The organism is Enterococcus pallens ATCC BAA-351, assembly GCF_000407485.1.
GTDB classification, from domain to species: Bacteria; Bacillota; Bacilli; order Lactobacillales; family Enterococcaceae; genus Enterococcus_A; species Enterococcus_A pallens.
Genome location: NZ_ASWD01000002.1, coordinates 392389 through 414540, shown reverse-complemented (window position 1 = coordinate 414540; position 22152 = coordinate 392389). Strand labels below are relative to the sequence as shown.

Annotated in this window: 19 protein-coding genes; all 19 read left to right on the top strand. The window is 41.1% G+C overall.

What is annotated here, in order from left to right; translation table 11 throughout:
• Positions 1-2 precede the first annotated feature (2 nt).
• Complete coding sequence (locus tag I588_RS08635; RefSeq protein ID WP_010755424.1) at positions 3-1010, top strand: ABC transporter permease; 1008 nt, start codon at positions 3-5, stop codon at positions 1008-1010.
• Entirely contained in the window at positions 1000-2037 is a 1038-nt protein-coding gene (yjfF, locus tag I588_RS08630; protein WP_010755425.1) for a galactofuranose ABC transporter, permease protein YjfF, read from the top strand. The genes I588_RS08635 and yjfF overlap by 11 nt, the downstream gene beginning before the upstream one ends.
• A 386-nt stretch (positions 2038-2423) precedes the next feature.
• A complete protein-coding gene (locus tag I588_RS08625; RefSeq protein ID WP_010755426.1) occupies positions 2424-3458 on the top strand; it encodes a C40 family peptidase in 1035 nt (344 codons plus the stop codon).
• Between the two features lie 503 nt (positions 3459-3961).
• Positions 3962-5068, top strand: coding sequence for a tyrosine-type recombinase/integrase (locus I588_RS08620; RefSeq protein WP_010755427.1), 1107 nt, complete (start codon positions 3962-3964; stop codon positions 5066-5068).
• Between the two features lie 367 nt (positions 5069-5435).
• Complete coding sequence (locus tag I588_RS08615) at positions 5436-6338, top strand: coiled-coil domain-containing protein (RefSeq protein WP_010755428.1); 903 nt, start codon at positions 5436-5438, stop codon at positions 6336-6338.
• Between the two features lie 18 nt (positions 6339-6356).
• Positions 6357-7511 (top strand): hypothetical protein, encoded by a 1155-nt coding sequence (locus I588_RS08610; protein WP_010755429.1) that lies wholly within the window; start codon positions 6357-6359, stop codon positions 7509-7511.
• A gap of 42 nt (positions 7512-7553) precedes the next feature.
• Positions 7554-8015, top strand: a complete 462-nt coding sequence (gene lepB, locus I588_RS08605; protein ID WP_034692346.1) for a signal peptidase I — start codon at positions 7554-7556, stop codon at positions 8013-8015.
• On the top strand, positions 8012-8326 hold the full coding sequence (locus tag I588_RS08600) for a hypothetical protein (protein WP_010755431.1): 315 nt from the start codon (positions 8012-8014) through the stop codon (positions 8324-8326). Before lepB ends, I588_RS08600 begins: the two co-directional genes overlap by 4 nt.
• Positions 8316-9404, top strand: a complete 1089-nt coding sequence (locus I588_RS08595; RefSeq protein ID WP_010755432.1) for a glucosaminidase domain-containing protein — start codon at positions 8316-8318, stop codon at positions 9402-9404. The genes I588_RS08600 and I588_RS08595 overlap by 11 nt, the downstream gene beginning before the upstream one ends.
• A 13-nt stretch (positions 9405-9417) precedes the next feature.
• Entirely contained in the window at positions 9418-10395 is a 978-nt protein-coding gene (locus I588_RS08590; protein WP_010755433.1) for a signal peptidase I, read from the top strand.
• 53 nt (positions 10396-10448) lie between these two features.
• On the top strand, positions 10449-11765 hold the full coding sequence (locus I588_RS08585) for a hypothetical protein (RefSeq protein ID WP_010755434.1): 1317 nt from the start codon (positions 10449-10451) through the stop codon (positions 11763-11765).
• A 31-nt stretch (positions 11766-11796) separates the two neighbouring features.
• Positions 11797-12537, top strand: coding sequence for an LPXTG cell wall anchor domain-containing protein (locus tag I588_RS08580; RefSeq protein ID WP_010755435.1), 741 nt, complete (start codon positions 11797-11799; stop codon positions 12535-12537).
• A complete protein-coding gene (locus I588_RS08575; RefSeq protein WP_010755436.1) occupies positions 12534-13394 on the top strand; it encodes a BsaA family SipW-dependent biofilm matrix protein in 861 nt (286 codons plus the stop codon). Before I588_RS08580 ends, I588_RS08575 begins: the two co-directional genes overlap by 4 nt.
• 12 nt (positions 13395-13406) lie before the next feature.
• Positions 13407-14045 carry a hypothetical protein gene (locus I588_RS08570; protein WP_010755437.1) on the top strand — a complete coding sequence of 213 codons (639 nt, stop codon included), beginning with the start codon at positions 13407-13409 and terminating at the stop codon, positions 14043-14045.
• Positions 14046-14157: 112 nt separating this feature from the next.
• Entirely contained in the window at positions 14158-17403 is a 3246-nt protein-coding gene (locus I588_RS08565; RefSeq protein ID WP_010755438.1) for a C-type lectin-like domain-containing protein, read from the top strand.
• A 197-nt stretch (positions 17404-17600) separates the two neighbouring features.
• The gene (locus I588_RS08555) at positions 17601-18344 is read left to right on the top strand and encodes a recombinase family protein (RefSeq protein ID WP_010755440.1); all 744 of its coding nucleotides are present in this window, start codon (positions 17601-17603) and stop codon (positions 18342-18344) included.
• Positions 18345-18361: 17 nt separating this feature from the next.
• Complete coding sequence (locus I588_RS08550; RefSeq protein WP_010755441.1) at positions 18362-19129, top strand: helix-turn-helix domain-containing protein; 768 nt, start codon at positions 18362-18364, stop codon at positions 19127-19129.
• A gap of 647 nt (positions 19130-19776) precedes the next feature.
• Entirely contained in the window at positions 19777-20883 is a 1107-nt protein-coding gene (locus tag I588_RS08545) for a tyrosine-type recombinase/integrase (RefSeq protein WP_010755442.1), read from the top strand.
• Positions 20884-21251: 368 nt separating this feature from the next.
• Positions 21252-22151: a coiled-coil domain-containing protein gene (locus I588_RS08540; RefSeq protein WP_010755443.1), complete on the top strand. Its 900-nt coding sequence runs from the start codon at positions 21252-21254 to the stop codon at positions 22149-22151.
• Position 22152: the final 1 nt, after the last annotated feature.

Sequence of the window (22152 nt, the reverse complement as noted above, 5' to 3'; positions counted from 1 at the left end):
ACATGAAGAAACTTTTAACGATGAAAGAGCTGTGGGCGGTGATTGGATTAGGCTTGATTTTGCTGTTTAATCTAATTTTTTCTCCCAGCTTCTTTAAAATAGCGATTACGGATGGTCATCTATACGGTTCGATGATTGATGTATTAAACCGCGGGGCTTCCCTGGTGATTGTCTCTCTGGGAATGACGTTAGTAATCGCCACGCGAGGCATTGATATTTCCGTAGGCTCAGTCAGTGCATTAGGAGCGATGACCGCTGTTTATCTGCTAGGTGTTTCTGGTGCGGCTGTTCCAGTTGCCATTTTGGCAGGCCTGCTGGCAGGAATGCTCTGTGGTATTTGGAACGGATTATTGGTGGCTCGCTTGAACATTCAGCCGATGATTGCCACCTTAATATTGATGACAGTCGGGCGGGGGCTGGCTCAAATTATTTCTAATGGAGAAATTTTAACTATTACTAGTCCAGCTTATTCCTTTTTAGGGCGAGGCTACGTGTTCGGTATTCCTTTTGCCACAATTTTGATGGTTGCAGTCACCTTGCTTATTTATTTTGTCACGCGTAAAACATCTCTAGGCCTAGGCATTGAAGCAGTCGGAATTAATGAGGAATCGGCCCGCTATTCAGGTATTGATACTCAGAAAATCCTATGGTTCTGCTACATCGTGTGCGGCATGCTGGCTGCTTTATCTGGGATGATGGAAAGTGCCAATGTATCCAGTGCAGATGGCAACAACAACGGATTAAACCTAGAACTGGATGCTATTTTAGCAGTCGTCCTAGGAGGAACATCAATGGATGGCGGCAAGTTTCATCTAGGGGGAACCGTCGTCGGTGCACTGTTTATTCAAACGCTGACAACGACGATCTTTACCTTTGGCGTACCAGCAGAAACTATTATGGTGGTAAAAGCGATTGTAGTCATTTTCGTTGTCTTACTGTCTTCGGAACGAACAAAGGAATGGACCCAGCACCTTCCATTTAAGAAAGCAGGTGTTTCGATTGAAGAGTAAAATAAAAATTAAAGCAAATAGCCTGCCGCTTTTCGCAGCCCTGGGTATTTTTCTGCTATTGTTTTTAGCTGGCTCAGTAATGTATAGCAATTTTCTGTCGTTGCGCGTAATCTTGAACCTGCTGATTAGCAATGCACACGTCATTGTTTTAGCCTGCGGTATTTGTTTCACTATTTTGACAGGAGGCATTGACCTGTCAGTTGGTGCGGTAATTGCGATGACTAGTATGATTGCTGCTGGTTTGTTAAGAGCTGGTTTGCCAGCATTTGCAGTGATCTTGATTTGCTTAGTAGTTGGGAGTCTATTTGGAACCTTGCAGGGCTTCTTAATTCAGTATTTCAAGCTACATCCGTGGATCGTCACTTTAGCCGGAATGTTTTTTGCTAGAGGTGTCTGCTACTTGATCGATGTAAAAACCATTCCGATTACAGATGATACCTTTCATGCAATCTCGCAGTTTAAGATTTACCTATTGCCAGGTTACTTTATTTCGTTGAATGTCCTGATTGCTTTGGTATTCTTATTGGTTTGTGTCTATCTTTCTAAATTTACTAAATTCGGACGTACGATTTATGCAATGGGAGGAAATTATCAATCCGCAGTTTTAATGGGTCTGCCTGTTGAGCGGACGAAAATCTTAGTTTACAGCTTTTCCGGCTTCAGCTCTTCTCTGGCAGGGATTATGTTTACGTTGTATACACTTTCTGGCTATGGATTGCATGCACAAGGACTGGAAATGGATGCCATAGCCGCCTGTGTGATTGGCGGCGTACTGCTGACAGGGGGTGTCGGTTCACTGTTTGGCCCATTTATTGGTGTATTAACCTCAGGAGTGATTCGAACAATGGTGGATTTTCAGGGAACACTAAGCTCTTGGTGGACCAAAATTTTTGTTGGAACCTTAATGCTGATCTGTATCGTCATGCAGGTTGGAATTGTCAAACGAGGAAAAATTAAAAAAGGTTCGGAGATAATCGAGAAGGCGCCTGAAGAGAAGGAAGAAGATTCAAAAGTAGAAGTTGCTTAAAAAACTGTAAATAAGCGAATAATTTTAACAAATGAGAGAGAATAACTAACCATCTATTGGTCAAGTTACCTTCTCTCTTTTTTTATTTATCGAGTTCTCATAAAACGAGACAACGAATTATTCGACAAGGCAGAGCTCTAAATAGTAAAAAAGTTGGTGCTTGCTATATTTAAGTTAAAAAAAGCAAAAATATTTGTACATAGGGTCTTGCTAGTCGCGTTCAAATATGAATATAATGAAGGGAACACATTTTTATACATTATATTTGTAAAAGAAAATTACCAGCTTCATTTGATCGAACAAGATGGCAAGCATCTTTTGATATGAATGCTGAAGCAAGCAAGAGTTAGTATAGGTCGAAAAAGGGTAAGAACAGAGGTGCTTAAATGAAAAAGTTGTACATAGCGGTTATCGTAAGTATGGGGTTATTTTGTTTCATGACTCCGGCCCACGCTGAGCCGAAAGAAGAAGCTCAACAGGCGATTACGGAATTGCAGGAGCGCTTGAGCCAACTAAATGATGAAATTTCAACAACCGTAGTGGAACAAGAGCAGCAAGAAAAAAAGATCCAAAGCTTAGATCAAGAAATCATTATTCAGGAGAAAAAAGTGGCGGATACGACAGACAAGCTGACACAGCTGGAAAAGGAAATTCAAGAACGAGTACGAGCCATTCAACTGAAGGATGCCGATCGGAAAGTGAATTTCTTTCAATTAGAGGGCTGGTCAAAAATGCTAAGCTCCATCAAAGGAGTTGAGAAGGTTCGTCAATCGGATGATGCCAAAGCTAAGGAATATACCGAATTAACCGAGAACCTTACCAAGCAGCAAAAAGAGCTGGAGAAAAAACGAGCAGAATATCAAGCCACTCAAGAACAATTAAACGCTACGATGGCAACGCAACAGTCCAGCAAGGAACAACTGGAAAAAGAACTGAAGGACAATGAAGCCTTACTGGCTCAGATACAAGAGGAAGAACGCCGACAGGAAGAAGCCTTGAAGTCGCAGCAACAAGCGCTACTAGATCAAGTTATCTTAGGTCAAAGCTTATCGACGGATGAAGAAGTTTCGGACAAAGCTCAAGCGATCATCTTGTCAGCTAAAAAATACCTTGGTGTTCCATATGTCTGGGGTGGTACTACTCCAAACGGCTTCGATTGTAGTGGACTTATGCAATGGGTCTTTGCCGAAAATGGGATTGGAATTCCGCGAGTCAGCCAAGCCCAACAGGCAGCAGTGAAGGAAATACCGATTAATGAAGTGCAGCCAGGCGATTTAGTTTTCTGGGGCAGGCCTGCTCACCATGTGGCATTGTATATTGGAGATGGATACTTTATCCAAGCACCGCAGCCAGGTGATGTCGTGAAAATTACTCATGTCAGCTGGTATCCATTTGAAAGTGCCGGAAGAGTGTTGAACTAAAATTGAATAAAGAAAAGAAGCATCTGCGAACGGAGTACTCGATGGCAGGTGCTTCTTTTTATTGTGCGAAGAAATGATTAACTAAGGAGACGGATAGACTCAAAAATAAATCTTATCAATATTTTTGATGTATCTAACAAAAATTATCGTTTTTTTAGCTTGGTTAATCTATATAATGTACAAGGGGTTATTAATCTTTGGAAATAAAAAAGCCATTCAATAATGATGAATGACTGAAAGAATTGAATTTATTTCATAGTATTTGGAAGACTATGAGATGATTTCGTAAGTAATTATGTTTATTTATATTTGTGGATTATTAACTAGTCTAATTATAGATTAGGAGGTAGAAATACGCAATATGTTTTATAAAAATAATTAAAATTATTTCTTTGGAACTTCTTGCCCTGGTTAACAGAGTAGGAATCCCCTGAAATAGACGGAAAATCTATTCACCGTCAAAAATCACGTCCTTAATGAATATAATAGAAAGAAGTGAAAACATGCGCAGAGGTGAAAATATCTATCGCCGCAAAGACAAACGCTGGGAGGGCCGCTATTCCAAAGGCAAAAACGCAGAGGGCAAAACTATGTATGGATCAGTGTACGGCAAGACTTTAAAAGAAGTCCGTGAAAAGCTGTATCCCTTAAAGCTGCATTATCAATTTATCCAAAGTAATCAGGGAACTTCCGCAATCAGCTTTAATGAGTGGGCCTACCTGTGGCTTCAGGAGGTTCAGGCCAAGGTGAAGCAGTCCACCTATGCAAATTATGAGCATAAACTGGAGCATTATGTATTGAATATTCTTGGTGAATATAATTTAAACGAATTGGATGAAGACGCGGCAGAAATTTTATTAAAGAACTTAGAAAAGCGAGCACTGAAGCCTTCAACAATTCATGCGGTCTTCCGCATTACCAAGCAATGCATCAATCTAGCCATTCGGAAAAAAATGATTAATGAGAATCCATTTGCTTCAGTAAAGCTGCCTAAATTGGTGAAGAATAAGAATCAGGCCCTTACAAAACAGGAACAAAAAGGCTTGGAAACTCTGGCTTTGTCGGAAAAGAAAGGGCGCGGAATCGCAACGTTGCTGGCTCTTCATGCTGGTTTGAGAATCGGAGAGATTTCTGCTCTTACTTGGGGAGATCTTGATTTTGAGAACAACTTGATTCATGTTCATTCAACGGTGCAGCGTATCATCGGGGCATTCAATGGGAAGAAAACTGAGTTAGTTTATACCAGTTCAAAAACAGCTTCTTCCACGCGCTTGATTCCAATGAGTCAGACACTGAAAAAAGTCTTATTGCAACGAAAGCAGCAGGCAAAAGGAAAATTTGTTCTCACCAATCATGAGAAACCCGTAGAGCCAAGACTGTTGACGTATCATTTTCATAAGATTCGCGAGAAAGCTAAATTGACGACAATCCATTTCCATCAATTGAGACATACCTTTGCGACTCGCTGCTTAGAAAGTCGGGGGGATATCATGAGTGTCAGCGCCTTAATGGGACATAGCTCCACGCAAATGACCTTAGATACATACGCAGGTTCTCTCATGGAACAACGATTCCAGGTAGTTGGTCAAATGGAGAAGGCAATTAGCTAAACCGTTTTCAAAAAAGACGATATTCTTCATTGGGGAGGCTTTTTTTATCTTTTTCTAGGTAAGCGTTTTCTTTAAGGGTGAGGTAATAAGTTAAGGATTTTAAGGTCTTTGTGTGACTGTTTGTTTTATTTTTCGGAGAAATTGTTTAATTGAAGTGACGAAAAAGAGTACATCCATTTTTTATACCGTCAACAACCGTCAAAGGACGGTCTTTTTTTGTTGGCCTGATAGGCCTTTAGGGAGGTTTCATAGTCTTCCAAAGACTATGAAAAAAGCAGCTTTTTTGTGCTTGCTAAAAGTATAGATGAAACAAGCAGAATTATCAAAAAGCAGTATTTAGGAGTTAGTGGATAGAGGAGGAAGCGGCATGTTTGGATTTGGCAAACAGAAGAAGGATAGCTATCAAGAAACGAATCAAGACGACTACTATTACGACGACTATGACGAAGGGTACGAAGATGATTACGGATATGATGCGTATCCCGAAGAAGAATATGAGCGGCCAGTAGAAAATTATCGGGACTATGACCGTGGAGATCGGCGCTCACGCAGACGGGCGGAGCCTTCTGCAGAGGAACGTTATGACAATCGTTATGGTGGTGAGCCTGAACCAAAGCACTCACCCGCTTTTGAGGAAGAACAACCAATACGACAAGAGTCACCACTGCAACAAGAAGTGGAACGGTTGGAAGAAACCGTTGCTCAGTTAAAGCATCAGTTGGAAGTCAAACAAACTGAAATGACTACTATGGCAACCACCTTGTCAGAGAAAGATCAAGCGCTTCAGGTACATCAGTCTGAAACAGAACAACTGAAAAAAGAGAATAAAAAAGAATTACAACAGCTGAAACTAGATAAAGATCGTGAGATTCAGGAATTAACGGATAAAGTAGAACAGCTAAAAGCTGATTTGAAAGATAGTCAAACCAATCAAACCGAGGCCTTGATTCAAGCACGCCGACAAGTCGAAGAGCTGAAACAAACCCAAAAAGAAAATGAAGAGATGAAGGCAGAGCTGGCTACGATTCTGATTGAAACCAAGAAGCAGGAACGAGCAATTTTGGAACGAGCAGAATATGAAGCTAAAGGTATTCGCAGCCAGGCAGAACAAGAAGCCCATCAAGTCATTCATGATGCTTCACTGGAATTACGGGTGATGAAGCAAGAGATTAAAAACTATCGTAAACGTCTGCGTTCAGTACAAGAAGAAACGACCCAGTTTTTTGTGCGTTTGTTAGCGACAAGCGACAACTTATTGGATGACGAATAGAAGAGGGGAGGTTTTTCGGTGAAGCAATCACAGAACCAACTTACCCTTTATCCAACACCGGCTCCCACCATGCAGGAGGAGTTGGTTTCACAGCCGCTGTTAGAAGAAATTGAACGAGCCTGTGAATATTTATATGCCCCACATGGCACATTGAATGATGAGCAACGGGAAAAGATTTACCAGCACTTTGAGCAATTATTTCGATTAATGAATAGCAGCTACCATGTCGAATTACTTTTGATCCCAGGAACATTAAACTGGAAGGCACTTTGGCAATCACTACATCAATTCTTTCCACAGTTCGCTTGGATTAAGGCCCAGACGGAAGAACCCAAGTATGGCCGACAAGTCTATCGCTTTGATTTTATTCCGTTGGTTTATAGAGAAACAGGCTTCCCTTTTGCGATTCATTTGGAAGACAGCTTAAAGCAACAATTTCCAATGAATACAGAGAATAATTTGGAGCAAGCAGAACAATTATTGTTAGAAATGGCAGAACAACATTTTTCTGAAGGGATTGTTCAAGAAAAACAAAATGGAGAGCCCAGTCCAAGCAAACCAATAATCAAGCAGACTCAAGAATCCACAGTACCTGTGGATCCAATCCAGAAAGAAGAGGTTCGGCAAGAGAGTCAAAGCAAAGCTCGGCTGCGGGCCGTGAATCAAAAACTGGAAATGGTGATTGAGAAACTGGAGCTCTCCATGCTTTACAGCGGGATTCAATACTTTGATCAAAAGAGTAGCGAAGAAAACGACTGGGACAAACGAATCAAGATTAGTTTGCGGGAGTACACCTATCTATTACAAAAAGCTCGCTTCCTAGAACAGATGTGGCATCTAAACGGGGAGTTAATTAACAAGACGGAAAAGATGACAGTCACTGGAAATAAACTGGTTTACGAGCGAGATCAAGTCAAACAAATTAAAGCGAATCTTTCGGCGAGAGACATTCACTTTGTCTTGTATGAATGTCAGGTAATCGAGTCTCGAGCCAAGGTGCATGCCAGACCCTGGTTTAGAAAGCCTTATGTCAAGTTGATGAAGATGGATTACGACAATTTGTTAAGTAAGGCGGCTTACTTTGATTTGCTTCAAGGAGAAAGTGCATTACTCGAACGAATGGTTCGAGAACAACAGGATACACCAGTCAAAGAAGCTCAGGAGGTTGGCTGAGGTCGGAGATTTCAGTGGTCAATAGCTTCAAAGCTGGCAGGTTTGTTTGTTCTTTGCTACCTCATATTTCTTATTGCATTCCGGACCTATTACTGGTTGTATCCGAAATACTTTGTCAGTGGTGAATCCATGAATCCCACTTATTGGGAACAAGAGATTGTCCAAGTGAAAGCCCATCGCAAGCCGAAACGTTTCGATGTGGTGGTCCTTCACCCGCCGGATTCGCCCGACGAGTTGTATTTGAAACGAGTGATTGGTTTGCCAGGGGAACGAATTGATTATCAAGCTGGTGAGTTACTCGTTAACCATGAAGTAATAGCCGACGCTTTCGCCTATCGAACAGAGGACTTTGTTTGGGAAAGCATCTCAAATGAACCGATTCCTGGAGGCTATTATTTTGTCCTAGGAGACAATCGCACCATTTCTAAAGACAGCCGCATCTTTGGCTTAGTCTCAGAAAAACAAATTTTAGGTATCGTCCAAGAGGGGAACAGTAATAAATGAAAACATTGCAAGAAAAAATTGAATGGTACACCTTTTGGTATTGGGTTTACTGGTTGTTTTCCTTGGTGGTGCTGTTAGGAGTTCTTGTATTAGGAATTTTTTTCTATTTTACCGATTTTCAAGAGGTAGTCACTGTTAGTCAATTGTTTCTTCTATTATTGCTAATGCTTTTGGCACTTTATTTACGGATGACTGCGTTGTATTACCATAATGTCCTATTGAAGCTGAAACAAGCAGCTGCCAGACCAAGAAGGCCGAGAGGAAAGCCGCGACCACCGTCGCATGAAAGGCGGGAGCCTAATGAAGGGTAAAATTCTGCTTGGCAGTTTGGCACTGGGCATTATTTTAATTACTGGAAATCAGCTATCAATAAAACAAATCGTTTTAGCAGAAGTGAGGGAATCAGCTGATTTCCAACTGGAGACAGCGGCAAGTACAGAGAATGGAATCATCGCTAGCAGTAGTACAGCTAGCGAACCAGTCGAATCAACAATATCTTTAGCTTCTTCCATAAAAGAAAGCAGAAGTAGCGAAGCATCTAATTCAAGCACATCGACTATATTGTCCAGTGAATTAGAAAAAACAGAAGAATCGAATGAATCTTCACTACTCATTTCAGAAGTAACGAATAAGATTCAAACAAATCTGCCTGCAAAAAAAGTAGAGGAAAACTACCAATTCTCGGTAAGTAAAAATCAGACAACCGAAGCCTTCATTCAAGTCATAGGGAAAGATGCGCAAGTAATTGCTTGGCAGGAAGATTTATATGCTTCAGTCATGATTGCCCAAGCGATCTTAGAAACAGGATCAGGCAACAGTCAGTTGGCACGACCACCGCATCACAATTTATTTGGAATTAAAGGGAGTTATCAAGGGAAAAACGTGTCATTTAATACGCAAGAAGACAAAGGAAACGGTCAGTTGTACACGATTCAATCGGCTTTTCGGCAGTATCCAAGCTACAAAGAATCTTTAGAAGACTATGCGGTGTTACTGAAAAAGGGTATTTCGGGGAATGCAGGCTTTTATCAGGCAACTTGGAAAGAATATGCAGAGAGTTACCAAGTGGCGACGAAAGGACTGACAGGAAAATACGCCACTGATACGTTCTACGACAAAAAGCTAAATGCGTTGATCCAAACCTATCACTTAACGGTATTTGATGCTGATCCTGATGCGGAAGAAGAAAATCCTTCATCCAAAGACCTAGAAATCTCAGAGGAAAGTACAGAATCTTCCGTAGAGCAGATAAAAAACGAAAAAACGGAATCAAGTACCCCTGAAAACACAAACATTCTAACAAGCGAGACCAAACAAACAGTGGTAACAATTCCACCAATCACTCAGCGACCGGCAAAAGAGGTGACAGGCAATCGAACGGCACAATGAAAGAAGGGGAGCTATGCCAAGACAACGAGGTTATCGAGAACGGGACTACGAGCATGAAGAACGACCATCTTACCGTGAAGAACGGCCCCTTTCTAGTCGCCGCTCTTCTCGAGGATACGAGTATGAAGAAGACTATCCGAATCCTAGAGGGTCTGCTCCAAGACGACCGGCTGAACGAATGTATGAAGAATCAAGAAAACGGGAGGGACAATACGGCCATCCTAGAGGAAGACATACTGAAGATTATCCGCCAAATCGGATACCGCGTAACCCGCGGCCGTCGTATGCTGACGTTTACGATCGCGAGCGAATGCCGCCACCTAGAGGAGCACGACCGCAGCGGCCAATGGCTCCGCCACAAACGGCATTGCCTTTACAGGAAGCCAAAAAATCAACCAATCGAAAAATCTTTATGTTTATCTACAATCTGTTTTTCTACACGTTGACGATTGGTATTTTACTTAGCTCCTTGATGTTTGCCTTTAGTGAAAAATCCGATGCCGCTATTTTTGGTTATCGCTTTTATCAAGTGTTGACCGATTCCATGGCACCGCAACCGGATTCTCCTTCACGAGGTTTCTATGCTGGGGATATCGTACTGGTAAAGATGACTGACGGCAGTCAAGTCAAAGAAGGCGATATTGTCACTTTCCAAGTCGGTGAGGGCGATCGTTACCTGACCCATAGAATGGTGGAGCGGCTAGATGAACTAAATGGGGAAAAGGGTGACTACATTGTCACTAAAGGGGATGCCAACAAAAGCAAGGATCCGCCCATTTCCGCTGATCGTGTGCGAGGAAAAGTGACGTTTGTCGTTCCCAAAATGGGCAGTATCTTAAACTTTGTGCAGGAAAATCTGTGGCTGTGTATTGTGTGTGTGCTATCGACTTTTGGCTTCTTCTTGGTGTTGAAAGCTTATTTTCTGCAACCAGAACCAGCCAAACGACCAATAAAAAGAAATGGGTATCCAACGGGGTATAACCGCTCGTAAGTTGCGAGTGTTTATATAAAAAAAGAAAAAAGGATGTATAGGAGGAAAAAGGAATGAAGAAGAACAGCAAAAAGAAAAAGCTGATGGCTGCCGCAGCAGCTTTGGCGTTAATCGCAGCCATCTCTGGGACGTTTGCCTGGATTACTGCTCAGGATCAACGGATTAACCGGGCAGAATCCGCGGCGGTAAATGACGACAGTGTGGTATTGAAAGAACAATGGGAACCAATGCCGTTAGTTGCAGGGACAGAAGCGAAGAAGGAAGTGTCGGTTTCCAATACAGGGAATGCCAGTGTATTTGTCCGAATTTCTTATGAAGAAGTGCTGAAGCATCTAACTGAAAAAGGGGATGTGAAGTACGATCCAGCTACTACAGCTAATGCAAAATACACGTATGTAGCCAATGATCCTGGTTTAGGCAAACATATGCCAGTAAATGCCAATGCAGCAGCAATGTTCAATGACGGGTATGCCATTGTTCCAACTGCGCAAGTCACTGGCTTAACTGCGCAAGACACCAATGTAAAATTACTAGCTAAAGGTGGAAAAGTAGTGGATCCGCTAACAGGATCTATTAGCAACAACTTGGAAACTAAAATGGTTCATGAGTATTACACGGATCCATCCAATGCTGGTTTAAATCCAGGAGATCCAGGCTTTGATGCAACAAAAAATAAATACCAAGCAATGACTTGTGATATTAATGTAACTAATGAAAACAGCAGTAATGATGGGGTTGATTGGGACTTCACCGTATCAAATGTAAAATACGGTTATTACGAAAATGGTTACAAGCATACCGTAGCTAACTGGGCAAAATCTACTTTACCAGATGAAGCCGGTGCTGCTTCAGGTAACGCATTGCTGGGAACTACTGGCGTACGTTACAGCGTAGACTACAACTACACGAACACAGCAGCTGGTTTAGGTGCTGGCTTTACTATTCCTGGACCAACTCCAGCCACTGTAGCAGACCAAAAACCAATCGCTTCTTCAACTAATTACGGGTTACAAGCAGATACGACTGGTTTAGGTAAAAATCATATCCGTGTCGGTTATGGAACAGATATCACTGACATTGCAACCTTAGCAAGCAGCAAATGGGTATACAACGAAGAAGATGGCTGGTTCTACTACACTGTTCCATTGAAATCTGGTGAAACAACTCCAGATCTATTGAAGAAATTGGTCTTCGAAAGTGCGTTAGGCGTTGAATACACCAATGCATCCTTCGATTTAGTTGTGAAGATGGAAGCTGTACAGGCAACAGAAGCAGCATTAACAGACAGTGCAGGATGGAACCTAGGTGGTGGTTCAACACCAACTGGCGATACGTTAGCAATTGTAAACAAACTAGTTGCTGGTATTTAACTTGATGAGGTTTTAAGCAAGGAGGGAGTGAATGAACATGCGCAGAATACTTATTGGAATACTCAGTCTCATCATTCTGTTCAGCGGTTCTCTAGCTGTTGAGGCAGCCAAAACACTTCCTCCTGGCTTGGTGATTGGTGATTCTGAAGGCATGTATGCCACCTCTGAGGGAGAATACTATATTGATTTAGTCGGTATTCTCCCTGGAGAGGTCTATGAAAAGGAAATTACCATCCGCAGTTTAGACCTGGAAGACCCTTTTTCTCTAGGCCTGTTAGTGGAGGAAGTAGGATCAACCGGATCAATTTTTTGGAAAGAGCACATTACCTTAACCCTTCTTTTGGATGAAAAGGAAATCTATCAAGGTTCGATACTAGGAGATGGCAGCTTTGACTGGTCAAAGACTCCTTTAGAACTGGGGGTATGCAGGTACGGAACAGATAAACTGTTGAAGGCACGCTTCACGATGGATGCACATCTTACCAATGATGATTTACGGGAACAAAGCAAGCTGGAGTTTTATTGGACCTTTGTGGGAACTAGGGATCAACCGACAGAACCTCCAACACCAACGCAACCATCTGAACCGACAATCCCCAGTTCACCTGGAGGATCAGGCAATTTACCGTCCACTGGACAAGGAATTCCTTCTAATCGGAAGCTATTGCCGCAAACAGGCGAACAAATGGTTTACATGTTTCTGACTGGCTTATTACTGGTAATGATTGCATTATTCCTATGGAAAAAACGGCGAGAGGAGGAGCAGGAATGAACCAAAAAGAAAAACGGCAACATCTTTTTCGTGTATTTCTAAAAAGCAAGCTGCTTTTTGCCTGCTTCTCACTTGTTTTGAGTTTGCTTTTAATTGTAGGCAGTACCTACGCCTGGATTACATCTGCTGATGAACGGGTGAACCGTGCCAACGCAAACCATAAGTCGTTATCTGCGCTAATCGAAGAAGATTTCCAGCGGGTTTACGACTGGGCACCAGGAGTGAAAAAAACTAAAAAGATAAAAGTAACCAATAATGGAGAAGTTCCGGCAATTGTTCGTCTATCTTTGACGGAATTTTTTGTCAGCTTTGAGGTAGATACATCGGATAATCATCGTTTGGATACCAATCCGCAAAACAATTTGAATGGTAACGGGAATTTGAAGGTTTTCGACAGCTTTACTACTTTAATTGATGTAAAGAGAACTGAAACCTGGGTAGTGGGTAACACCTACGAAGTAAATTCCAATACTTACTACAAAGCAGATACGGCTCTAGTTGATCAACCTTACGTATATGGTGGGGCTCGTACGCTGCCATTATCAGCATTTGAGCTAACCTTTACTGCGAATAAGGTATTTGATACACCAGCTGCAGCGAGTGGGAAAGACAACTATTGGTATTACGAAGATGGGTATTTTTACTACTCAGAAATTTTGCAGCCAAAGGAATCAACTACTGATCTGACGGAAAGTATTTCCCTAAATCAAGGGTATGCCAATCAATATAAAGGTGCATTGTACAAATTAGTTCCTGAAATGGAGGCCCACGATCTTACGAAAGATTTGCTTGCTGATTGGGGAATTACCAGTAGCGATCACGCCTATCAGTTATACAAGGATAAATTAGTCAAGTAGAGGAGGAGCACGATGAAGCAGCGAAGAAAAAATCGTCGCACGTTATACCTTGTCATTGCATTCAGTTGTCTCCTCCTATTAATTGGCGGCAGTTATCTGGTATATGCAACAATGACAGCAACAGATCGGGAAGAAAATGATTTTCGGGTTGGTCAGGTGGAAACGAGTATTGTGGAAGATTTTGAAGTTCGAACGGAGGTTCCTAAAGATTTTTCAGTTAAAAAAGAAGTTTCAATCAAAAACAATGGATCTATCAATCAGTTCGTTCGAGTAATGGTGTCTCCACAGGTACAAGCAGAAATAGCTGGTGATGCCCAGAACAAGCAGATCTTGCCATTGAAAATTGGGACAGACTTAATATTGGAAGAAATGACTACGTCGGATTGGTTAGATGGCGGAGACGGTTATTACTACTATATTAAGGAAGCCGTTAAACCTGGAAAAGAGACCAGTGAGCTATTCAAGAAGGTGAAGCTTTCTGATCAGTTAAGAGATCGGTATCACGATGCCAAGCTGAGTATTATTTTGAAAGCTGAAACGATTAATTGTGCAGAATTTGCTTACCGGGATGCTTGGTGGCAAGGAAACACACCAACCACAGCCCCATTAAAAGATGTAGATGATGCACTGAAAACAAAGGTTGATAAGTAGGGATACAGGTTTCTGTGTCCCTTCATGAAAAAGTGCAGCACTCATGAGATGAGTGTTTTATCGAGTAGAACATTGATTTGATAAGTGTTGAAGGGAAAGGGATTGATAAGAAATGAAAAATGGGTCGAAAAAAGGAACGAATTATCATTCTCGAATCGCTTTGGGAATTTTAGTAGCAATGATAGCTGTTGCTGGGATGTTTGCGTTTTTTACTAACAAAGATAGTCCCAAAAAAGAAAAGATCGAAGCTTCTGAAGTAGTAACTGACGGAGCTTTCCGACTAACCGCGGATAATCGATGGGATGGAACCGATAAAAAAAGCTATGCTGAGTTGAATTGGGATGATGTTCCTGATTTAAGTTCAGAAGGGTATCGCCTGTATCAATCAGAAGATGGAACTACTTGGGATGTACGTTCTACCAGGTATGGGGATGCAATAAAGGTTTTGAATATTTACCCGGATGTTTATCCTAATGATGTTCGTGACTGGATGAGTGATCCGACTGTGGGGTTAGGTTTAATCGATGTTACACCAGTTTCTCTCACGGATTTTAACACCAATTCCAATAATGATCCTCTTGGTTACTTGAAGAATGCTCAAGGAGAATATCAATATGATGTTGTTTTTGTAGGAACTGCAAATGCCAATAATAATGTTTCCTTTAATGAAAAAGCCGTTGATAGACTTATTGAGTTTATTGATGCAGGCAGAGGTTTATTGGTGGGGCATGACGTGTTATCTGGCAATACACGGGGATGGGCGGGATTAACGGCTGATTTAACCCAAAATAATCGTTTAGCTCCTTATTTGGGGATTGAGCTGAGAAACCAACATGCTCTTGGTGAATTATATCCAGGATCAGCTACCGTCATTGTTAATAATAATGGCTATTTAATGAAATATCCTCATGAATTAGAAAATGATCAAGAACTTACTGTACCTTATACACATTCATTCGGTCAAGCTGCTGGAAGCGCACATAACGGAACAATTTGGCTTAATTTTAAAAACCCTGGAACGTGGGATCTAAGCAAAATCCATGATACCCCGACTTCTACGGCTAACTTCTATTTAGTAACAAATGGAAATGCAGGGATGATTCAAACCGGGCATAGTAGTGAAAGCGCAAATCGTTCTACAATTGATGAACGAAAAATAATCGCTAATACTCTATATAACTTGGCACAAATTACGTTAGAATCCAAAGCTAATGATTATACAGTATTAGACAACGCGAAGCCTGAACAGCCAGAGCTTATTATTCGGTGTGGGAATGAAGAAAACGTAAATATTCGGGTGGATGCTACAGATAAAGGAAAAGAATATCAATGGTACGTTGAAGCGAACACTAAAAATAGTGGAGTGAAAACTTCGGATAAGGTGAAAGAAACCATTACTAGTAATATTGCAGGCTATTTTTATGAAGTGTCGAACTCGCCTACCTCAACTTTAGCTGCCCAAGTAGAAGCAAAGAAAGATGCGTTTGGTCGCATTGATCCTAGTGACTATGATCTTTACGTAGCACCAAATGATGATTCAGTGAAGTACGAAACTGCGGCAAGCTTTAGCTTAACAGAAAAAAATACTTCTGGAAAATATGTTCATGTGCTTGCAGTTGATCGTGCCAATAATGTGGGGACTGTTTCCAGCCAACAAATCAAGGATATGACCCAGCCGATTGACTTTGAGATTGAACGGACAGGTAATGAAGCAAAATTAGTAGAGCTAGCTGTCGATTCTACAATGGATAATAAGATGAAGTCGATTGAAGTTCAAATTCCGAAAAATACAGAGATTAAAGATTTCTCTTCGCTAACTCTACCAGCAGACTGGTATTCGTTTGAAAATAGTGAAACAACTGACTATTATTCTTTCAGCTTTGCGATGGAAACAAATAATAGTGCAGCGACCATTCAAACATTTCTTGAAGGATTACGATTTACTATTAAGAACTCGGTAAATACTTCTGGCAACATTAAAATAATTCTTCATGAAGAAGCTTATACGTATTGGATTGATCCTAGTGGGAAGAGGCATTATTATGCATTTATTCCCGAGGTGCATACTTGGATGGAGGCATATAATCGAGCCAAAACGATGTCTTATCGTGGGTTAACAGGCTATCTAGCAACGTTAACCTCAGAAGAAGAACATGACTTTGTTTATGACAACATCGGAAAAACTTATGGCTGGCTGGGAGGTACTAGGCTGAGGATGACGACACCTTCAGCTAAACGAATTGATGATGAATCCTATATCTCTCCTAATATTACTCACTATACTTATGCAGTAGGTACAGCAAGTGACTGGTACTGGGTGAACGGGCCAGAAGCTGGGACGGTTTTCTTTGATAAACCAACTTTTGCTGAAGGAGGGAAATCACCGGTTGGCGTCTATAACGGATTTAATAATCCTGATAACTATTCAGCATCGCCGTCCCATGAGCCTAACAATAATTTGAATAATGAATGTGTTTTACAATTTGCACAAGCTAATGAAACAAAGTATTGGAATGACGTTGTATATGATGGGGTTTACAGCGGTGGAACTGTAGTTGCCGGCTTTTATATCGAATTCTCCGAATACGGTGGTCAAACAGAAGGAGAAGAAATAACCGATGTCTGTTGGAACGCAGCTATTCCGCAGAAAATATCTCTGAAAGCCTATGATGAGCAGGGAACGGCTGTGACAGATGGAGATCTACTTTTTGATCAACAACTGCGACTGGACCAGACGATTACCGTTCAACCTAAAAGTCTAGAATTTTACAGCTTTGTTGAACTTCGGGAGACAGATGATACACCAAGAGGAACTGGCTATACAGTTTCTGCAACCTATCAAGAAGGAAAGGCAATCTACTCCTTAAGAAAAGCAATCCTTCACGTTCGACAGGTAGTGATGAAGCCATCCAATGAACTAGTGGTACCAACAGAAGGATATATAGAGATTAAAAATCGACTATTTAATAGTGGTAATCCAGCTATTGATCCGACTTATCAAGCCAATACAATTGTCAATTCTGGGAAGAATGCGGACAATCCTGCATTTACCAATTTTATTTTGACAACCAAGCCATTAACAGATGATTCAGATCAGATGGTTATACAACCAGTGATTCCGTCCTTTTATGAGTATCTCGGCCATTATGTGACCACCGAAGCCGCCAGCCATCAGAGCAACACGGCAATCACTGCTGGTCCTGCGATACTGAACCGAGGAACAATTGATGCCAATAATGAATTGTGGCTGACTATTTATCTCCAACCAAATCAAACGGCAGATGGAGAAAATATAACACCGCAGCCTTACAGCTGGGATTACAAAAAGAACGACTTAGGAAAAATTAAAACCCAATAAACGAAAGAGGCGAGGCAGAACATGGTCTATCTATTATTACTAGTACTAGGCCTGATTGTACTGGTTCAAAGCTATTTACTGTTCTCGCTGATGAAAGATCAACGGGACTTAAAGAATAAGATGGCTCGGCTACTGCGAAGCAAGCAGCGGCCGGGTTCCGATAGGCGGAAAACTTCAATAGAAAGAGGAAGGACACGATGAATCTTGGCTATGCACGCGGATTTCAACTGACCCAACAATTGGATATGCTGGAAGATTACCCGGTGGACGAACTCTTTTCGGATGGTGCACAAGAGGTGGAAGCCCTGCATTCACCGACAAGTGAATTTCAAGCGTTAATGAACTTTGCTCAACCAGGTGATCATCTAGTAATTGCTTCTTGGGAAGTTATTTCCCGTGATTACCGACAGCTGCTGGCTTGCCTAGACCAACTGGAAACACAAGAATTGACGCTGGATGTACTGAATCTTCCACAATTAACAATTGAAGAATGGCGACAAGTTTTTCGTTGGTCGTTACGCAATGATCGCTTACTTCATCCCGTATTAGTTAAAGCAGGAAAAGAGCGAGATCGTAGTAAAGATGCATACTCTCTGTTTAGTAAAGAACCAGAGGCACGCAAGCTCTATCGCGAGATGATCTGGCTTTTAGCCGAGAAGAATTCCGTTCGACAGGTAGCCCAACAAAAACGAGTCCCGATTGAAACGGCTTATCGAGTTCAACAGGAACTAAAACAAGTCCAACTAGCGTTTATCCTAGTCATTTGTTTCCTGCTGGCAATTTTCAGTATCAAGCTAGCAGAATCGTATTTCGATCAGCTGTGGATTCAGGTAGCCATTTGCGTGGTTGTAACGTTAGTTATTCTGTGGAACGTACTGATCGACACCGAAGAAACCGAGACCAAGCCACCTATAAAAGAGAAGAAAACACCAAAAATTTAAAGAGAAGGTGAGTCCCCATGCAACATGTACTTATTTTAACGAAAAACTCCTTGGCTGAAGAGCCGCTGGTTCAGAAATTGCAACGAATGAATTGTGAAATTCTTTGTTCGACAGATCTATTCAAACGGCTAAAAGCAGGAACGATTAGCCCATTTCTTTCTTATTTCCAATGGATTATCTTGAGTGAAAGTCTATGTAACTCAGAAGTGGAACATATTCTGCAAATGTTGAAAAATCATCCGTTACTAGTTTTGCGAGTAGTGGAAACTATTCCGAATGAGGAAGAACACGCCTACTGGCAAGAACGCGGATTAGTCGACTGGATATCAAAAGAAACCAGCTATGAACTTTTACGCGAAAAAATGAACGAGCTGCAACAACAAGTAAAACAAGATGCAGTGACTGGCAATCAAATTCTGAGCTTTCCAACGACACCAGGAGAAGAAAGCACTCCGAATAATCTGAAGTTACTAATCAAAAGTCTCTCCAAAACAGAAAAGCGGGTTTTTGAATGTTTAATTCAGTCCTATTCTACTAGTGGTGTTTTATCCCGCCAAGAACTGTGCAACTACTTATGGCAGGATGGCGGCACCTCATCAAACATGAGCCAACTGTCTTGCTTGATTAACAAATTGAAGCACAAATTCGAATTGCATGGTATTAAGGGAGAAACCATCACCACACTGTGGGGCAGAGGCTACAAATTAAGCAGTTCCTTTTATGAATACTGGTTGGAAAATTCCCAACAATTAGAAGAATTAAAGTATTATTCTGCCATGAACTAACCAAGCAAACCACTCAATCGATTAGTGATTGAGTGGTTTTTAGTTAATAAGAATTTCTGTGATAGTTTGGTCCACTAATAAAGAAAAGGTTCGGCAGACAATCTTAGAATTTTAAGAAAACAGATGAGTAAAGGGTATGAATTAGAAAACTAATTGAAAGAAGCATTTGCAAAGGACGCCCATTTTGCAAATGCTTCTTTATTATGGCTTAGGAAAGGTTAGTCGGTAATTAGAACAGGGGTATAAAACTAATTTCATCATTTTTTTTTGTTTCTAATAAAATTTATCGTTTTTTCGGTCTAGTTAATCTATATAATGTACAAGGGGTTATTAATCTTTGAAAATAAAAAATGCCATTCAATAATGATGAATGACGAAAAGGTTTGAATTTATTTCTTGGTTTTTATAAGACTATGAGATGTTTCGTTAAGTAATTATGTTTATTTATATTTGTGGGTTATTAACTAGTCTAATTATAGATTAGGAGCTAGAAATACGCAATATGTTTTATAAAAATAATTAAAATTATTTCTTTGGAACTCTTTACAACAATCAAGGAAGAGAAAATCCCTTGAAACAGACGGAGAAATTATTCACCGTCAAAACCCACGTCGTTAATAATTAGTATATAGGAAGGAAGCGAAAAGATGCGCAGAGGTGAAAATATCTATCGTCGCAAAGACAAACGCTGGGAAGGCCGCTATTCCAAAGGCAAAAACGCAGAGGGCAAAACTATGTACGGATCAGTGTACGGCAAGACATTAAAGGAAGTACGGGAAAAGCTCTACCCTTTAAAAATGCACTATCAATTTATCCAAAAGAATCAGGGGGATGCCGCAATAAGCTTTAATGAGTGGGCATACCTGTGGCTACGGGAAATTCAAGCCAGTGTGAAGCAATCCACCTATGCGAATTATGAGCATAAATTGGAGCACTATGTATTGAATCTTCTTGGTGAATATAGTTTAAACGAATTGGACGAGAGTACTGCGGAAATCTTATTAAACGACTTAGAAAAAAGAAAACTGAAGCCCTCAACGATCCATGCAGTATTCCGTATTGCCAAACAATGTATGAATCTAGCCGTTCGAAAAAAGATGATTAAGGAAAACCCGTTCGCTTTGGTTCGATTGCCCAAACTAGTAAAAAATAGGAATCAGGCCCTTACAAAACAAGAACAAAAACGCCTGGAAACAATGGCTTTAGCGGAAAAGAAAGGGCGCGGAATCGCGACACTGCTGGCTCTTTACGCTGGTTTGAGGATTGGGGAGATTTCAGCGTTAACTTGGGAGGATCTTGATTTTGAGAACAATTTAATTCATGTTCATTCAACGGTGCAGCGAATTTCTGGAGTATTTGATGGAAAGAAGACCGAGTTACTTTATGCTAGTTCAAAAACAGCTTCTTCTACGCGCTTGATTCCTATGAGTCAATTGCTAAAACAAGTGTTGTTGAAACAGAAACAACGGTCAAAAGGCAAATTTATTCTCACTAGTCATGAGAACCCAGTAGAGCCAAGACTGTTGACCTATCATTTTCATAAAATCCGCGAAAAAGCTAAATTGACTACAATCCATTTCCATCAATTGAGGCATACATTTGCGACCCGTTGTTTAGAAAGTCGGGGAGACATCATGAGTGTCAGCGCCTTAATGGGACATAGCTCCACGCAAATGACCTTAGATACATATGCGGGTTCTCTCATGGAACAACGTTTCCAGGTAGTTGGACAAATGGAGAAGTCAGTTAGATAAACCGCTTTCAAAAAAGACGAATTCTTCATTAGGGAGGCTTTTTTTATCTTTTTTAAAGTAAGCGCTTTTTTCAAAGAGTGAATAGGTGAATTAGAGTTTTTTGTTTTTCTGTAGTTAGTTTGCATTCGTTAGCAGAAGAATTGCCTTATTTTCACAAGAGAAATTATTCCTGTTCTTTTTTATACCGTCAGTCACCGTCAAACGACGGTCTTTTTTTGTTGGTCTGATGGGCCTTTTAAGAAGTTTCATAGTCTTATAAAGACTATGAAAAAAGAGCAGCTTTTTTGTGCTTGCTAAAAGTATAGATGAAACAAGCAAAATTATCAAAAATCAGTATTTAGAGACCAGTGGATAGAGGGGGAAGCGGCATGTTTGGTTTTGGCAAACAGAAGAAGGATAGCTATCAAGAAACAACTCAAGATGACTATTTTTACGATGACTATGACGAAGGGTACGAGGACGATTACGGATATAATTCGTATCCCGAAGAGGACTATGACCGACCAGTAGAAAATTATCGGGAATATGACCGTGGAGATCGGCGTTCACGCAGTCGCACAGAACCTTCTACAGATGAGCGGTACGATAACCGCTATGGTGGCGAAGCTGAATCAATGCGAGGACCAGAGCTTGAGGAAAAGCCTGAACGTCAAGAGTCACCACTGCAACAAGAAGTCGAACGGTTGGAAGAAACTGTCGCACAGTTGAAGCATCAGCTGGAAGTCAAACAATCAGAAATGACTACTATGGCAGCCACCTTGTCAGAGAAAGATCAGGCGCTTCAGCAGCAACAGGAAAAAGAAATCCAGCTGCAAAAGGAAAAGCAGGAAGAACTAGGAAACTTACAGTCTGAAAAAGATCGTCAAATTCAAGAGTTGTTGAAACAAGTCGAACAGTTGAAAACTGATTTGAAGGACAGCCAAACCAATCAAACCGAGGCCTTGATTCAAGCACGCCGACAAGTGAAGGAACTGAAACAAACACGAGAAGAAAATGAAGAGATGAAGGCGGAGCTAACTACGATTCTGATTGAAACCAAAAAACAAGAACGCGCAATTTTGGAACGGGCAGAATACGAAGCTAAAGGAATCATCAGCCAAGCGGAACAAGAAGCCCATCAAGTCATTCACGATGCTTCACTAGAGTTACGAGTCATGAAACAAGAGATTAAAAACTACCGTAAACGTCTGCGTTCAGTCCAAGAAGAAACGACTCAATTTTTTGTGCGTTTGTTAGCGACAAGCGACAACTTATTGGATGACGAATAGA

Coding starts and splice junctions, on each gene's coding strand:
- I588_RS08600 (WP_010755431.1), top strand. CDS start 8,012: ATGAAAACATTGCAAGAAAAAATTGAATGGTACACCTTTTGGTATTGG.
- I588_RS08550 (WP_010755441.1), top strand. CDS start 18,362: ATGCAACATGTACTTATTTTAACGAAAAACTCCTTGGCTGAAGAGCCG.
- I588_RS08590 (WP_010755433.1), top strand. CDS start 9,418: ATGCCAAGACAACGAGGTTATCGAGAACGGGACTACGAGCATGAAGAA.
- I588_RS08540 (WP_010755443.1), top strand. CDS start 21,252: ATGTTTGGTTTTGGCAAACAGAAGAAGGATAGCTATCAAGAAACAACT.
- I588_RS08585 (WP_010755434.1), top strand. CDS start 10,449: ATGAAGAAGAACAGCAAAAAGAAAAAGCTGATGGCTGCCGCAGCAGCT.
- I588_RS08625 (WP_010755426.1), top strand. CDS start 2,424: ATGAAAAAGTTGTACATAGCGGTTATCGTAAGTATGGGGTTATTTTGT.
- I588_RS08570 (WP_010755437.1), top strand. CDS start 13,407: ATGAAGCAGCGAAGAAAAAATCGTCGCACGTTATACCTTGTCATTGCA.
- I588_RS08620 (WP_010755427.1), top strand. CDS start 3,962: ATGCGCAGAGGTGAAAATATCTATCGCCGCAAAGACAAACGCTGGGAG.
- I588_RS08595 (WP_010755432.1), top strand. CDS start 8,316: ATGAAGGGTAAAATTCTGCTTGGCAGTTTGGCACTGGGCATTATTTTA.
- I588_RS08575 (WP_010755436.1), top strand. CDS start 12,534: ATGAACCAAAAAGAAAAACGGCAACATCTTTTTCGTGTATTTCTAAAA.
- I588_RS08565 (WP_010755438.1), top strand. CDS start 14,158: ATGAAAAATGGGTCGAAAAAAGGAACGAATTATCATTCTCGAATCGCT.
- I588_RS08615 (WP_010755428.1), top strand. CDS start 5,436: ATGTTTGGATTTGGCAAACAGAAGAAGGATAGCTATCAAGAAACGAAT.
- I588_RS08580 (WP_010755435.1), top strand. CDS start 11,797: ATGAACATGCGCAGAATACTTATTGGAATACTCAGTCTCATCATTCTG.
- I588_RS08545 (WP_010755442.1), top strand. CDS start 19,777: ATGCGCAGAGGTGAAAATATCTATCGTCGCAAAGACAAACGCTGGGAA.
- I588_RS08635 (WP_010755424.1), top strand. CDS start 3: ATGAAGAAACTTTTAACGATGAAAGAGCTGTGGGCGGTGATTGGATTA.
- I588_RS08555 (WP_010755440.1), top strand. CDS start 17,601: ATGAATCTTGGCTATGCACGCGGATTTCAACTGACCCAACAATTGGAT.